Source organism: Rossellomorea sp. H136 (genome assembly GCF_056838065.1).
The window spans coordinates 596,227-610,872 of the sequence record NZ_CM166371.1 but is presented as its reverse complement, the minus strand read 5'-3'; the positions used below and the strand labels follow the sequence as shown (position 1 = coordinate 610,872).

General features: G+C 43.2%; 14 protein-coding genes. 7 read left to right on the top strand and 7 right to left on the bottom strand.

The features are described from left to right. Positions 1-102: 102 nt before the first annotated feature. Complete coding sequence (gene cax, locus ACYH0O_RS03110) at positions 103-1,158, bottom strand: calcium/proton exchanger (RefSeq protein WP_482631085.1); 1,056 nt, start codon at positions 1,156-1,158, stop codon at positions 103-105. A 90-nt stretch (positions 1,159-1,248) separates the two neighbouring features. Here cax and ACYH0O_RS03105 point away from each other — a divergent pair, with 90 nt between their 5' ends. Beyond that, the gene (locus ACYH0O_RS03105) at positions 1,249-1,668 is read left to right on the top strand and encodes a pyridoxamine 5'-phosphate oxidase family protein (RefSeq protein WP_482631084.1); all 420 of its coding nucleotides are present in this window, start codon (positions 1,249-1,251) and stop codon (positions 1,666-1,668) included. A 266-nt stretch (positions 1,669-1,934) separates the two neighbouring features. Here ACYH0O_RS03105 and ACYH0O_RS03100 read toward each other — a convergent pair whose 3' ends face one another. Further along, a complete protein-coding gene (locus tag ACYH0O_RS03100) occupies positions 1,935-2,318 on the bottom strand; it encodes an OsmC family protein (RefSeq protein ID WP_482631083.1) in 384 nt (127 codons plus the stop codon). Between the two features lie 128 nt (positions 2,319-2,446). Here ACYH0O_RS03100 and ACYH0O_RS03095 point away from each other — a divergent pair, with 128 nt between their 5' ends. The 5 genes from ACYH0O_RS03095 (at position 2,447) to ACYH0O_RS03075 (ending at position 10,656) form a co-directional block, all read left to right on the top strand. After that, positions 2,447-3,631 carry an MFS transporter gene (locus ACYH0O_RS03095; protein WP_149154334.1) on the top strand — a complete coding sequence of 395 codons (1,185 nt, stop codon included), beginning with the start codon at positions 2,447-2,449 and terminating at the stop codon, positions 3,629-3,631. Between the two features lie 213 nt (positions 3,632-3,844). Then, positions 3,845-5,761: a heavy metal translocating P-type ATPase gene (locus ACYH0O_RS03090; RefSeq protein WP_482631082.1), complete on the top strand. Its 1,917-nt coding sequence runs from the start codon at positions 3,845-3,847 to the stop codon at positions 5,759-5,761. 522 nt (positions 5,762-6,283) lie between these two features. After that, a complete protein-coding gene (locus tag ACYH0O_RS03085) occupies positions 6,284-7,918 on the top strand; it encodes a PTS transporter subunit IIBC (protein WP_482631081.1) in 1,635 nt (544 codons plus the stop codon). Positions 7,919-7,921: 3 nt separating this feature from the next. Next, positions 7,922-8,725, top strand: a complete 804-nt coding sequence (locus ACYH0O_RS03080) for an endonuclease/exonuclease/phosphatase family protein (protein ID WP_482631080.1) — start codon at positions 7,922-7,924, stop codon at positions 8,723-8,725. A 245-nt stretch (positions 8,726-8,970) separates the two neighbouring features. Next, a complete protein-coding gene (locus tag ACYH0O_RS03075; protein ID WP_482631079.1) occupies positions 8,971-10,656 on the top strand; it encodes a hypothetical protein in 1,686 nt (561 codons plus the stop codon). Positions 10,657-10,935: 279 nt separating this feature from the next. Here the strand turns inward: ACYH0O_RS03075 and mobA are convergent, their stop codons facing one another. Beyond that, the gene (gene mobA, locus ACYH0O_RS03070; RefSeq protein ID WP_482631078.1) at positions 10,936-11,505 is read right to left on the bottom strand and encodes a molybdenum cofactor guanylyltransferase; all 570 of its coding nucleotides are present in this window, start codon (positions 11,503-11,505) and stop codon (positions 10,936-10,938) included. Between the two features lie 31 nt (positions 11,506-11,536). Further along, entirely contained in the window at positions 11,537-12,037 is a 501-nt protein-coding gene (gene mobB, locus ACYH0O_RS03065; protein ID WP_482631077.1) for a molybdopterin-guanine dinucleotide biosynthesis protein B, read from the bottom strand. A 74-nt stretch (positions 12,038-12,111) separates the two neighbouring features. Between mobB and moaC the strand changes: the two genes are divergently transcribed. After that, the gene (gene moaC, locus ACYH0O_RS03060) at positions 12,112-12,612 is read left to right on the top strand and encodes a cyclic pyranopterin monophosphate synthase MoaC (protein WP_426891052.1); all 501 of its coding nucleotides are present in this window, start codon (positions 12,112-12,114) and stop codon (positions 12,610-12,612) included. 37 nt (positions 12,613-12,649) lie between these two features. Here moaC and modB read toward each other — a convergent pair whose 3' ends face one another. The 3 genes from modB to ACYH0O_RS03045 are packed head-to-tail and all read right to left on the bottom strand — an operon-like array spanning position 12,650 to position 14,633. Then, a complete protein-coding gene (modB, locus tag ACYH0O_RS03055; RefSeq protein WP_482631076.1) occupies positions 12,650-13,309 on the bottom strand; it encodes a molybdate ABC transporter permease subunit in 660 nt (219 codons plus the stop codon). Then, positions 13,309-14,106: a molybdate ABC transporter substrate-binding protein gene (gene modA / locus ACYH0O_RS03050; protein ID WP_482631075.1), complete on the bottom strand. Its 798-nt coding sequence runs from the start codon at positions 14,104-14,106 to the stop codon at positions 13,309-13,311. The genes modB and modA overlap by 1 nt, the downstream gene beginning before the upstream one ends. Before the next feature lie 17 nt (positions 14,107-14,123). Continuing rightward, entirely contained in the window at positions 14,124-14,633 is a 510-nt protein-coding gene (locus ACYH0O_RS03045; RefSeq protein WP_482631074.1) for a MogA/MoaB family molybdenum cofactor biosynthesis protein, read from the bottom strand. Positions 14,634-14,646: the final 13 nt, after the last annotated feature.

Genomic DNA, 14,646 nt, shown 5'->3' with positions numbered 1-14,646 from the left:
TCTGCCATCTTATTCAGGGATGAGTAGGCTGTTCTCACGAATTTCATTATCTAACGAATGATTCCATGCAAAAGCCCCGGCAGAGGACTGCCGGGGCTTTTTTTAAAGTAAATAAAAACCAATTCCCATAATAAAATAAGCTGCGAGGAGCGTCAGTCCCTCAAACCAGTTCGTTTCCCCATCATTGGATATGACGATCGTCACAAGTACTGCTGATACCATGGCCACAAGCTCCGGTAACGTAAACACCAGTGGCATGCTCGTTTCGAAAAACAGCGAAATCAACACAAGAACCGGCGCTACAAACATCGCAATCTGCAAGGTCGACCCGACTGCAATCTCCACAGCGATATCCATCTTATTTTTATAAGCCATAATGATCGCTGACGCGTGCTCAGCAGCGTTCCCAACGATGGCAACGATGATGACCCCGATGAACAGCTCGCTCCAGCCGAATGTGTTCCCGACTTCTTCAAACGTATGAACGAGGCGTTCCGATACATAAGCAACGGCTGCAGTCGAAGCGGCAAGGATCAGCAACGCTTTCCCTTTACTCCACTCCGGCTCTTCATGAGCGTGCGCGCCCTCTTCGCCTTCATGCTGATACACCCCGCGGTGAGTGACTAATTTAAAGAATAAGGCAAATAAATAAAGAGCAATCAAGATGACTGAGACACCGATGGATAGGGACATGGTCTTCGCTTCGTTCATATCCTGGGCGAAAACTTCAGGAATAACAAATGCCACGATGATCGCAAACATGAGCAGCCCTGAGTTGTGACGGGCATCAAACACATTAAACTTCTGACGTTTGAACTTGATTCCCCCAACAAAGAAGGACAACCCGGCAACTAAGAGAAGATTTCCAAGGACGGACCCCGTTAAGGACGCCAGCACGACGCCAATCAAACCGGCTTTTAACGCAAAGATAGAAATAATGAGTTCAACCGCGTTTCCAAAGGTCGCATTCAATAATCCACCGATACGGGGTCCCGATACAACGGCCAAGCTTTCCGTCGATCTTCCCATAAAGGCAGCCAGGGCAATGATCGTGACACAGTAGATCACGAACATGATGACATTCGGCCAATGAAGCAGTGAGCCAATGACCGAAATCGGCACTCCGGCAAATACTAGCAGTGCAAATACTTTATTCATGTGTAAGATCCTTCTTTCTAAAAGAAAATTTGTTTAAATCAAACAAGATTAGACACATTATAGATAGAAACTATTTAGGAGGTACAACCTATGGCACAAATCTTAAAAGATAAAATCGTTGAGCTCTTTTCCAACCATAAAACGGGCACCCTTGCCACGATTCGCGACAACAAACCGTATTCACGCTTTATGATGTTCAACCATGAAGACCTTATTCTCTACACTGCAACCAATGAACATGCGCACAAAGCGGAAGACATTGCACAGAACCCTCATGTTCATATTCTTCTGGGACATGACCGTGATTCCGATCATGAGCACTATGTAGAAATCGAAGCAGAGGCTTCCGTCGAAGAATCCAAAGAGCTGAAAGAGAAATTCTGGAACGAACAACTCAAATCCTGGATCGCAAGCCCCGATGACCCGGAATACATGCTCCTCAAGCTCACACCCAAAACCATCCTCTACTACGAAAAAACTGGCAAAGAACCACAGGAACTAAGCCTATAGAGACCTTCCCTTTAGAGGGACGGACCTTCAATTAGATGAGAACCTTGATTTATTGGTGTTTATGCTCAGTTAGAGGTCCGTCCTTTAACATTTTACTGTATTGAGGGACGGACTTACACCTGGCCATAGCCTTGATACAATAGGGCTTATGCTGTTTAGAGGTCCGTCCCTCACTACTCTACTGCACTGAAGGACGGACCTTCATCTGGATATAAACCTTGATATTAATAGGTCTTATTCTCCTTGAAGGTCCGTCCCTCATCGCTTTACTGCACTAACTCAAACGTTTCTTCGATTTTGATGCTGTCTTGTACGGATTGGACCATGGAGCAGTTTTTGCGGGTGAGCTTCATGGCTTTTTCGATTTTGTTTTTGTCGAGGTCCGTCCCTCTGATAGTAAAGTGAAGGGAGATGGCTTCGACTCTGTTTGCTTCGGCTTCGTTGCGGGTTACGTCGGCTTTGATATGGATGTCTTCAAATTCGATGCGCATTTTCTCAAGGACTTTTCGGAGCACTCCCCCACTGCACACTGCCACCGAAGATACCAATAATTGGAACGGACGAAAACCATACTCTTCATTACCCGAAACCTCCAACTTGCCAAACCCTAAATCTGTGTAAAATCCACCTTCTTGCATGTTAAATTCCATTTTTATATCATTCCTTCCTTATTATGTTAGTAATGTTTTGATTTTACTCTATTCGTTTCGTATTGCCAAACAATGAAATAGGGGGTACCATCAAAGAAGCTATTATCAATGATTGGGAGTTTTTGCAAATGAATCAAACACTAACCTTCCGTTTTTGGGTCCTTGTCGGAATCGTCGCGATTTCCGGATTCTCACAAGGGATGCTCCTGCCGTTAATCGCCATCATATTCGAACAAGACGGCGTTTCTTCCTCCCTGAACGGATTAAACGCAACCGCCCTATATATCGGAATCTTACTCGCCTCTCCTTTAATGGAAAGACCACTTCAGAAAATCGGATACAAGCCGATGATCATCATCGGAGGAATCGTGGTCGCAGCGTCACTCTTACTGTTCCCGGTTTGGAAATCCTTCTGGTTCTGGTTTTTCCTGCGTCTTTGCATCGGAATCGGCGATCACATGCTCCACTTCGCCACCCAGACATGGATCACATCGTTTTCACCGAAAGAACATCGCGGACGTAACATATCCATCTACGGGGTCTCTTTTGGAGTCGGTTTTGCCGTCGGACCGATGATGACACAGCTCATCACCATCCATCAAGCATTGCCATTCATCATCTCTTCCTTATTAAGCCTGACAGTGTGGATGTTCGTCTTTAAATTACAAAACGAATTCCCCGATCAGCAAAATATCGGCAGTGCCTCGTTCCTGGGATCGTTCCAGCGTTTCGGAAAGGTTCTCAAATATGCATGGGTCGCCCTGCTGCCCCCATTAGGATATGGATTCCTGGAAGCTTCATTAAATGGAAACTTCCCTGTGTTCGCCCTTCGAAATGGTCTTTCGATTGAAGCAGTCGCAATCCTCCTGCCTGCTTTTGCCGTGGGAAGTATTATATCCCAGGTACCACTTGGGATTCTGAGTGACAAATACGGAAGACAAAATGTCCTGCTCATCGTCATGATGATTGGATTCCTCTGCTTTTCGGCTGCAGGAATCGTGGCGGAGTCCACCATGGGCTTATTTATATGCTTTACTTTAGCGGGGATGGCCGTCGGATCGACCTTTTCACTCGGTATTAGTTATATGACGGATCTTCTCCCAAAAGAATTACTTCCTGCCGGGAACATCATGTGCGGAATCTTCTTCAGCTTCGGGAGTATGATCGGTCCATTCGTTGGCGGGATCACCATCGACTGGTTCAAAGGCTCAAGCTTCTTCTATTTAATCGCATGCATGATGCTGATGATTTTTGTGAGCCTACTCGTCTTCTCCATCCAGAATCGACGAGGAGAAATAACCCAGAATAACTAGCACAAAATTCTTTCCATTATCATATACATGTGATAGGATTAGATTATAATAATTATAAATTACTAACTTCATATAAAATCATCTAAGAGCACATGCAGTTTTGCTGTCACCTTTCATTGGTGGCAGCTTTCGTCGTTTTATAGGGGTAATGACGTTGATTATTATTCTCAATGAGAATCTCATATTTTCATTTAACTGAAGGAGGAATACGCTATGAGTTCACAATCCAAAGCCTTAACCATGGGGACACCAAATGAAAAAATACACATCTTTGAAAAAATAAAGCCTCATGCAGAATTGATTGCCGCGCTGGTCAGCGGTGTGTTTATTTTACTGGGGTGGTTGACGTCAAACGATGACTCCACCTTAAGCACTATCTTCTATCTCCTCGCCTTTGCCATCGGCGGGTTCGCGAAAGCCAAAGAAGGAATCGAAGAAACCATTGAAAACAAAGAACTGAATGTAGAAATGCTGATGATATTTGCCGCAGTCGGATCTGCCATTATTGGGTACTGGACAGAGGGCGCCATCCTCATCTTCATCTTCGCAGTCAGTGGCGCACTTGAAACGTATACGATGAACAAAAGTCAGAAAGAAATTTCCGCACTCATGCAGCTGCAGCCAGAAGAAGCATGGCTTGTGGCAGGGACTGGTGAAAAGAAAGTCCGCGTTTCAAGCCTTGAAATCGGTGACCACATTTTAATTAAACCAGGAGAACGCGTGCCAACAGACGGTGTTGTCGTAAAAGGAACAACGTCCATCGATGAAGCAGCCATTTCCGGAGAAGCAGTCCCTGTAACAAAAGGTCAAAGAGATGAAGTGTTCGCTGGTACGGTCAACATCAATGGTGCCATCACCATTAAAATGACCAAACCAAGCAGCGAGACACTTTTCCAAAAAATCATTGATCTCGTGCAATCCGCGCAAAGCGAAAAATCGCCTTCTCAGCAGTTCATTGAACGCTTTGAAGGAACCTATGTAAAAGTCGTGCTTGCCGTTGTCTTTCTGATGATGTTCCTGCCTCACTTCCTACTCGGATGGAGCTGGACGGAAACATTCTACCGGGCAATGGTCCTGCTCGTTGTTGCTTCACCTTGTGCCCTGGTTGCAGCGATCATGCCAGCGAGTTTATCTGCCATTTCAAACGGTGCCCGTCACGGAATTCTCTTTAAAGGCGGCGCCCACTTGGAAAACTTAAGCAACATTAAAGCCATTGCCTTTGATAAAACAGGAACGTTGACGAAGGGGAAACCCGTCGTAACGGATATAGTGGTTGCGGATCATGCGGAGGAACGTGAAGTCATGGCTACCGTTGCTTCGATTGAAAATCAGTCGAATCATCCACTTGCTCAAGCCATCGTTCATCACGCAACCCGCGAATTAAACCTGGAACTCTCCCAGCCAGATTCCCTTGAAGACGTATCCGGTTGGGGAGTCAAAGCGTTTGTGGACGGAGCCGAATGGAAAATCGGGAAAGCAGATTTTGTGGATAAAGTGTTAGCACAACAATTTATGGATGGTGTCTTTGAACGAATCGCTTCCGAAGGAAAAACAACGGTCTTCGTTGCCAAAGAGAATGAAATTGTCGCTTTGATCGCTTTGAAAGACGTCGTGCGTAAAGAAACCATTAAAGCTCTGCAACTCCTGAAAGATGAAGGGGTCCAAACCATCATGCTGACAGGGGACAATGAGAAGACAGCTCATGCCATTGCAGTAGAAGCGAAGGTCGCTTCCTTCATTGCTGAATGCCTGCCGGAAACGAAAGTAGACGAACTGAAAAAGATGAAGCGTCAATTCGGCACGGTTGGAATGGTCGGGGACGGAATCAACGACGCACCGGCACTTGCAACGGCCAACGTCGGAATCGCCATGGGTGAAGGAACCGACGTCGCCCTGGAAACAGCCGACGTCGTGTTAATGAAGAATGATCTCACCCGTATTGCTGAAGCTATAAAACTATCTAAAAAGATGAAGCGGATCGTGCAACAGAACGTAGTGTTTTCGATTGTTGTGATTATGCTGTTGATCGCCTCGAACTTCCTGCAAATCCTGGATCTGCCCTATGGGGTCATCGGGCATGAAGGAAGTACGATCTTGGTTATCTTAAACGGTCTGCGATTGTTGAAATAATGTGATAAACATCCAATCTTGAGAGGTTGGATGTTTTTTTATGAAATGTTTAGTGGCGATAAATTCGTGAGGGATTTAATTTCAATGATTGAAATAGAATGACAGTCCAGCGATTCTTTGAGACTTATCCACACCCTTACTCCATCCACAATGGGTCCACCATTTTCTCCCCTGAAAATTATCCACAATCCCATAGTACATTACTCCCTCCCATTCCTCTCACTACTAAACAACCAGGCTAGTTATCCACATCCCCTGAAACACACCTTCCCTACCAAGGTCCGTCCCTCCAACTAATTATATTTTACTAAAATAATATTTTGTTGTTGCTTTCTTGAAAGGGATATCATAAAATGTGTTTAGTTAGTGCAAACGGTTGCATCTATTTTCATATTACATATCACTCTAATGATAAGACGCACCAATCAGCATTTCATTTTCATTTGAAATGTAAACGCACACATGTCATTCAATGTAAAATATATAGACAAATAGATTGATATTAAAGGAGGAAACGGGTTTATGAAGAATTTATTGTCGTTCGATTTTTGGCAGAAATTCGGGAAAGCGTTGCTTGTGGTTGTGGCAGTCATGCCAGCTGCAGGGATCATGATTTCCCTTGGTAAGTTGATTGCGATGATGGGCGGAGACATCACATTGGTGCAAACGGTTGCAAGAGTAATGGAAGATATCGGTTGGGGAGTCATCACCAATCTCCACATCCTCTTCGCCGTAGCCATCGGGGGTTCGTGGGCGAAAGAGCGTGCAGGAGGAGCTTTCGCTGCACTGATCGCTTTCATCCTCATCAACCGTATTACAGGCGCGATCTTTGGGGTTAACGGAGATATGCTTGGGGATCCCAAAGCAACTGTCTCTTCCCTATTCGGACAAACATTAGTCGTTTCAGATTATTTCACATCGGTCCTTGGTGCTCCTGCTTTAAACATGGGTGTATTCGTCGGAATCATCTCAGGTTTCCTGGGAGCCAATCTTTTCAACAAATATTACAACTACAGTAAATTACCGGATGCCCTTTCCTTCTTTAACGGAAAACGTTTCGTACCATTTGTCGTGATTGTCGGATCCATCGTCATCGCTGTCATCATGGCGATTGTATGGCCATTCATCCAAGGGTTGCTGAATGACTTCGGTCAATGGATCGCCACATCAAGAAACACAGCACCGATCATTGCACCATTCGTATTCGGTGCATTAGAGCGTTTACTATTACCATTCGGTCTCCATCATATGTTAACGGTTCCAATCAACTACACGGAACTAGGCGGAACGTACAAAATCCTGACAGGTTCAGGTGCAGGTTCGACGGTTGCCGGTCAAGATCCACTGTGGCTCGCATGGATCGCTGACTTAAATAATTTCCTGGCTGCAGGAGATACTGAAAGCTACAAACAGTTATTAAATGACGTCACACCTGCCCGCTTCAAAGTAGGTCAAATGATTTTATCCACAGCTGCTTTGATCGGTATCGCTTATGCCATGTACCGAAATGTGGATAAAGACAAAAAGAAAAAATACAAATCTATGTTCCTGTCAGCTGGTTTAGCCGTATTCTTAACAGGTGTTACAGAGCCTATCGAATTCATGTTCATGTTCGCAGCTCCCCTTTTATATGTTGTGTATGCAATCATGACGGGACTTGCTTTCGCGATTGTGGATATCGTTCACATCCGCGTTCACTCATTCGGATCCATCGAGCTTCTGACTCGTGTTCCGATGATCATCAAAGCCGGTCTGTGGGTAGACCTTCTGAACTTCGTCGTTGCCTGTATCGTATTCTTTGGCCTTAACTTCACGGTTGCCAACTTCTTGATCAAAAAGTTCAACTTCCCGACGCCGGGTCGTAACGGAAACTACATTGAAGATGAAGCATCTACAGGCGGCGGTACCGTAAGTGCCGATTCCATCGCTCCGAAAGTCGTTGCCATGCTTGGCGGTAAAGAAAACATCGTAGACGTGGATGCATGTATGACCCGTCTTCGTGTAACTGTAAAAGACACAAGCCTTGTTGGAACTGAACAGGAATGGAAGAAAAACGGAGCATTAGGACTCATCCTGAAAGACAAAGGTGTACAAGCCATTTATGGTCCGAAAGCAGACGTCATCAAGTCTGACATTCAAGATTTACTGGGAGCGTAATACATGAAATTACTCACGTTGAATTGTCACTCATGGCAAGAAGACAACCAACTCGAAAAAATCTCGATCCTGGCGCATGACATCGCGGAGAAATCCTACGATGTCATCGCCCTCCAGGAAGTCAGTCAGCTGATCGAAAGTGAACCTTCCCAGGGTTTAGTTAAAAAAGACAATTTTGCCCTCGTTCTTCTTGGGGAGCTGGAGAAACGCGGCGTGACGGATTACACACTCGTCTGGGAATTCGCGCATATCGGGTACGGCGTGTACGAAGAAGGCGTGGCGATATTAACGAAGCACCCGGTCATAGAAGAACACCGCTTCTTCATCTCAAAAAGTCACGACCAATCCTACTGGAAAACCCGTAAGATTATAGGGGCGACGATTTCGTATGAAGGAAAGCCCCTCACCTTCTACTCCTGCCACCTAGGCTGGTGGACGGACGAAGAGGAACCTTTTACATTCCAGGTTGACTCCTTGATGGAGCAAATCACTCCTGAATCCCCCTTCTTTTTAATGGGGGACTTCAATAATAATGCGTGGGTTCGTGAGGAAGGGTATGATTATCTTCTTTCAAAAGGACTCCTGGATACATTTGATGAAGCTGTTGAACGGGACAGCGGTGTAACCGTTGAGGGGAAGATTGCAGGATGGGATGAGAATAAGGTCGATTTAAGGATTGACCTTGTACTGTCCAGTGAGAAACTGGACGTTAGGTCTTCACGTGTCATCTTTAATGATGTAAATAAGCCTGTTGTCTCGGATCACTTCGGGGTTGAAGTGGTTTTGGGTGTCGGGGAAAGCAGCTGATCTTGGATTGGCTGCTTTTTTTGTGGGTTTGAATGGGGTTTAGGAGTATTCTTTCCGAGGATGGTTGTGGGAATTTGAATTTTATCGACCGTTCTACATTTATCAATAAAAACCACACCGCTCTCCCGATCGAACACTCAGTCAACACACCATCCCAACTCATTCTCAAAATCAATTGAAACCTCCCCGCCCCCTCATCCGTATATACACTATAAACAGAAACACAACCTTGAAAGGGGAACACTATGGGAAATATATTACTATTTTCAGTCATTGTCGGATTGGTCATGGCCTTACTTGTCATACCGATGGCAATCATGAAAAAGCAGAATAAAAAAGAGGGGTATCCGTCATTTGCAGCACTGTTCGGAGCCATCCTCCTGATCACGACTATCATTGTATTCGTCTTCTATTATATGACAAATCTTGATCAGAACTTTACGAGCATGTGGATCTTGCTCATCGTAGCCGCAGGATTCGGCGCCACATTTGCAACCGGGACCGAACGAATGGTGAAGGGTGCACTGTTCCTTGGAAGTCTCCTCGTCGGGGCTTACTTCCTGACTGCTTTTGTGTTCAACGCCGATGAGAAATTTGAATCAGCGAAAATGGACGTAAAAACGGAAATCGAAGCGTTTGATGAGAAGGAAACGCCGGCAAGCGTGCCTCCACAATTCGCCCGGAACAAGATGAAGAAAGCATTCGGTCAGGTTCCGAATACGAGTTACTATGAGCTTGGACGACTGCAGATTCAAAAGGTCAATGGCGAGTACGTCTACATTGCACCGGTTGAATTCTCAGGATTCTTCAAATGGTTCAAGGGGGATGAAACACCTGGTTACTTCACGCTAAGTGCCACAGACTCATCATCAAACCCTAAATTCATCAAAGAAGAAATGGTCTACACACCTTCTGCTTTCTTTAATAAAAAAATCGAGCGACACATCCGCTTGAACTATCCGAAGCAGATCTTCAATGGCGATGTTCAGCTTGAAATTGATGACGAAGGAAAGCCATTCTATATTCGGACGTTCGGTGAGTTCATTTCCGCACGTAACGGATTTGAAGCGAAGGGAATCGTCATGGTAGATCCGAAATCCGGTGATACCAAGTCATACAAAATCGATGAAGTCCCGGATTTCATTGACGGCGCGATTTCACCGGAAACCGTCAGCCTCCAAAACAGTTATTTCGGTAACTACGTTCAAGGATTCTGGAACAGCCGCTTCGGTAAATCAGACGTCAAGCTTCCTTCTGATGAAGGGACCGAAGCCAATGTGAGCCCTATTTTTGACGAAAATGGTGACATGTACTACTTCACCGATTTCACCTCGCCAAAAGAAGGTGTCGATTCCATGCTCGGCTACTCCTTAACGAACTCTAGGACGGGAGAAGCGACGTTCTACACAGGAAACCTTGAAGAATCGTACATGGATTCCCAGGGTGCCCTGCAGATCATCCAGAAGAAATTCATCGAGAAAAAATGGGATGGCGAAATGCCGGTGCTTTATAACTTCTACGGAGAAGCAAGCTGGTTGACACCGGTGCTCGATGCGAATGGTTTCTTACAGAACTACTTCATCGTCTCAGCAGCCAACCCGGAAATCTCAGCCTATGCGGGCACCCCAAACCAGGCATTGAAGCAATACAAAACCGCTCTCCAACGCGGCGGCGGAAGCGTTGACGGTAGCTCGAAAGCCGAGGAGAAACAGACAAATGGCACAGTCGTCCGTGTTTACAAAGAAAAGACAGGTGACTACACGGTCGTATCATTCTTACTCGACAACGGCAAAAACTATATCGTCTCTTCCGAAAACAGCCTGCTTGCGATCTACCTGAAGGAAAATGATAAGGTGAACGTGAAGTACATGGATACAGGGGAAGAATTCCTGCCAGTGAAAGAGATGACAATTGAAGGATTAAAAAATTAGAGGAAGCTTTCGTATAGATTGTCATTCATAAAAAAATAAGGAAAGTCATTCAATACCAATGTAGTATTCGTTTTTCTAAACTCGTGGAAGAGTTCTGATAAATTCAGAACTCCTCCACAACCTATACTATCAAAATTTCAGTGACTAATGAAAAGTCATTCGAAACGTCGATAAAATACACCTTTACTACTTCTCTCTAATTCCCCTATTTATCTATACTGACCTTTAAATACTTGTTTTTCCAACTAGTTATTATCGAGAACAAACTATGCTTCAAGTCTAAAGAAAATCTTCTGGTCTATTAATATTCCGAAATGGCTGTTCTTTATCTATCTGTACATACTTCACTTTGATTTGTTCAAAAAGACTTTTTAAAGACCTTCTGCCCCTTGATAATTGTTTTTCAATCGTTTCTTTAACTGATTGATGATAAATAGCAATGAGCGGTTGTTCTTTTCCCAATACGATGGGAACAACTGCATCCACCTCAGAATTAATTTGTTCCATTAGCTGCCGGCATACCCATTGCTCGATAAAAGGAACATCCGTCGGTAGTACCATATACCACTGTGCTGAAACTTCATCCATGGCAGAATATATCCCTGATAGTGGACCTTGACCTTTATAGGGTTCCTTGTCGATCATCACCTTGAACTTTTTCTCTCCTTCATCAAACATCTGATACAGTTCCGGCCGAGTCACCACTATAACCAATTGACAAAGAGGGGCTAAGACATCGATTGAATATTGATAGAAAGGTATTTCGTCTCTTTTGGCAAATGCTTTCGGGGAGCCGAATCGTCTTGACTCGCCGCCTGCTAATACAATTCCGGCAAACCTGCTTGCCATAAACGCAACCCCTTTCTTGTATTATTTTCCATTATGAATCACCTAATCTGCCAACTAACCACTCACAAAAAATTTCATTCTCATTGGGCTTAAATATCGGTATTTCATAGTCATCTTCTCGTAGAGGTAATGTTGTCATAATGGCTTTAATACTTGATAGACGCTTTAACAAAGCAAGGTCCCTTTCATCTCTTATTAACACTACCTTATCAAAATCATGTTCCTTAAACCCTTCTATGATCAGTAAATCAATATCGATCATATGATAAAAAGCGAAAATCTGATCTAATCTCCATGAAGACTTCTTAACGGTCAGCTGTAATACTCCTTCACCTTCAACACCCGTCATGACAGCTCCTGCTTTCTCATGTTTTGCAGTATCTGTCACTTCCACAGATGCAGGAGTTCCTCCATGTCCATGATGCTTTAAGCTTGCGACATTGAGTCCCTTTATTGAAAAAAATTGAATGAGTTGACTGACTAATGTTGTCTTTCCACTTTTTTTATAACCGACAACTTGAAATATTAACACTTAAATCTCTCCTATGTGTTCTTCTTGTGATAGGATGAAACTAAAACTACTTCTATAATAAAGGATGATATAATATGAGTCATTTCTCGCATTTTAATGATCACGGCAGAGCCAAAATGGTTGATATTAGTGAAAAAAAAGAAAGTTCTCGAAAAGCGATTGCCCGTTCGAGTGTTCAAATGACGAAAGGCGTTTATGAGAATATTATCCATCAAAATAATAAAAAAGGAGACGTTTTAGGAGTTTCCCAAATTGCTGGAATAATGGGGGCTAAACAAACATCTTCCATCATTCCGATGTGTCACCCCATCCCGATAAATGGTGTAGACCTTTCCTTCAAATGGCTGCCTATTCCACATGATCGATTTGAATTAGTAATTGAGGCTGAAGTGAAAACCGTAGGAAGTACTGGTGTTGAAATGGAGGCATTAACGGCCGTTTCCGTTGCTGCTTTAACCGTTTATGATATGTGTAAAGCAGTGGACAAGGGCATGATCATCGGACCTACTTACTTACTTGAAAAAAGCGGTGGCAAGAATGGAGATTATAAACGCATGGAGAAGGACAAGGAATGATATTCCCATGTCCTTTTTATATTCCCCAGTATATACATTATGAATCCCTCTTCGTTCGATTGATAGAAAATAAGAGGATAAATGAAAACCCTATACTGATCAAAGCATAATACCAAGCAATCTGAGTCTCTCCAGTTTCCAGCGCGAGATAAATAGCCGCTGGGATGGTTTGCGTACTTCCTGGAATGTTTCCAGCAAACATAAGAGTAGCTCCAAATTCTCCAAATGCCCTTGTGAAGCTAAGTATCATTCCTGTGATAATCGCCCGTATCGATAACGGTAAAATGATGACTGTTAACAGCTTCCAACCCGAAGCTCCATCAACCTTTGCAGCGGAGATTATCTGTTGATCCACTGACAAAAAACCAGTTTTGACTGACTGATACATTAATGGAAAAGCAACAATGGTAGCTGCTATGATGGCGGCAGTTGACGTAAATAATAGGCTTCTTCCCGTTAACCACTCGATCCATTGCCCTAGGGGACTATTTTTTCCAAATACAACAATCAGAAGAAATCCTATGACGGTCGGTGGTAAGACTAACGGCAAAAAGAAAATGGTTTCTATTATGGCTTTTCCTTTTATCGATTTAGTAACGATCCAGTAAGCAGTGATGATTCCGATTATGAGAGTCGTCATTGTCGCAGTTAAAGCGACAATGATAGATAATTGCACGGGAAACCATGACCATTCCATTATGATTCCTCCGACTTCTCTTCATCTTTATTCGTTTGAAAACCATATGACTCAAATACTTCTAAACCTTTATCCAATAATACATACTGATAAAAGGTTTCAACTGCCTTTTGATTCGTTTCCTGTTCTTTCATCATAGCCATGTAATATTTGATAGGTTCATGTAAATTAGAGTCTATTTCCTTCATAATCTCTATGTTTGTAGCTTGTAATGTGTCACTTAAGTAAACAAACCCTATATCCACAGCTCCTGTTTCCACTAAATTGAGAACATGGTGAACATCCTTAGCAAATACTAGGCGGTTATCTTTGACTAGTTTATCCCACGCACCGATTGACTTGAGCATTTGCTTTGAATAAGTTCCTGCTGGAACAGCTTCAGGAGTTCCTATTGCAACCTTTTCATTCGTATTCAGAAAAGATTTGAAGCTATCTATACCTGTTCCTTCTTGCTTAATGATAACCAACTGATTCTCAAAAATAGGGTTACCTTTCTGTATATACCCACCTTTTTCAAGGAGTTGATAATCTTTTTTGGATGCTAAAAAGAATAAATCAACTGGTGCTCCTTGCTCAACCTGTTTTCGTAAAGTTCCCGTCCCACCAAAATTATAGGTAATAGTAATGGAAGGGTGCTCTTTTTCAAACATATCTTTTAATTTATTTAAACTTTCTGTCATACTGGAGGCTGCTGAGACTGTTATTTTGATTGTCTTGTTACTTTCTTTCTTGCTATCACTACACCCAACCATTATTAACAGACAAAGGACTAAAAAAGATGCCATGATACGTTTCAATTTGTTCATCCTTTATTCTATAAATCTTTATTAATTTCCATGACCATATGACCTAGTTCTGGAAGGATTAATTTATCCATTGCAAGTTTTACCGCACCGGTTGAACCTGGAATGGAAAAGATGGCTTTTTGATTCGCGACTCCTGCAATGGCACGGGAAAGAAAGCTTGCAGAACCAATCTCAAGCTCATAGCTTAAATAACGGAATAGTTCTCCAAAACCAGGTATCTCTTTATCTAGTAATGGCTTGACAGCTTCAATCGTCACATCTCTCTTTGCTATCCCCGTCCCACCATTAATAATGATTACTTCAATTTTCTCATTCTCCAAAAAACGCTTAATCATGTGGTTTATACTATTTTTTTCATCTGGGACAACTTCATAATGGATGACCTTGTGGTTGTCTCTTTCCAATAATTCATGTAGAAGTTTTCCGCTTTTATCAGTATCTTTGTTTCTCGTATCGCTTATTGTCATAACTGCACAATGAACGATCTCAGGAGACTTTTTGCGATGTTCTTTTAACATGACTATACCCCCC

Bases quoted from the DNA above. Each gene is read 5' to 3' on its own strand.
- cax (WP_482631085.1), bottom strand. From the start codon at position 1,158: ATGAATAAAGTATTTGCACTGCTAGTATTTGCCGGAGTGCCGATTTCG.
- ACYH0O_RS03105 (WP_482631084.1), top strand. From the start codon at position 1,249: ATGGCACAAATCTTAAAAGATAAAATCGTTGAGCTCTTTTCCAACCAT.
- ACYH0O_RS03100 (WP_482631083.1), bottom strand. From the start codon at position 2,318: ATGGAATTTAACATGCAAGAAGGTGGATTTTACACAGATTTAGGGTTT.
- ACYH0O_RS03095 (WP_149154334.1), top strand. From the start codon at position 2,447: ATGAATCAAACACTAACCTTCCGTTTTTGGGTCCTTGTCGGAATCGTC.
- ACYH0O_RS03090 (WP_482631082.1), top strand. From the start codon at position 3,845: ATGAGTTCACAATCCAAAGCCTTAACCATGGGGACACCAAATGAAAAA.
- ACYH0O_RS03085 (WP_482631081.1), top strand. From the start codon at position 6,284: ATGAAGAATTTATTGTCGTTCGATTTTTGGCAGAAATTCGGGAAAGCG.
- ACYH0O_RS03080 (WP_482631080.1), top strand. From the start codon at position 7,922: ATGAAATTACTCACGTTGAATTGTCACTCATGGCAAGAAGACAACCAA.
- ACYH0O_RS03075 (WP_482631079.1), top strand. From the start codon at position 8,971: ATGGGAAATATATTACTATTTTCAGTCATTGTCGGATTGGTCATGGCC.
- mobA (WP_482631078.1), bottom strand. From the start codon at position 11,505: ATGGCAAGCAGGTTTGCCGGAATTGTATTAGCAGGCGGCGAGTCAAGA.
- moaC (WP_426891052.1), top strand. From the start codon at position 12,112: ATGAGTCATTTCTCGCATTTTAATGATCACGGCAGAGCCAAAATGGTT.
- modB (WP_482631076.1), bottom strand. From the start codon at position 13,309: ATGGAATGGTCATGGTTTCCCGTGCAATTATCTATCATTGTCGCTTTA.
- ACYH0O_RS03045 (WP_482631074.1), bottom strand. From the start codon at position 14,633: ATGTTAAAAGAACATCGCAAAAAGTCTCCTGAGATCGTTCATTGTGCA.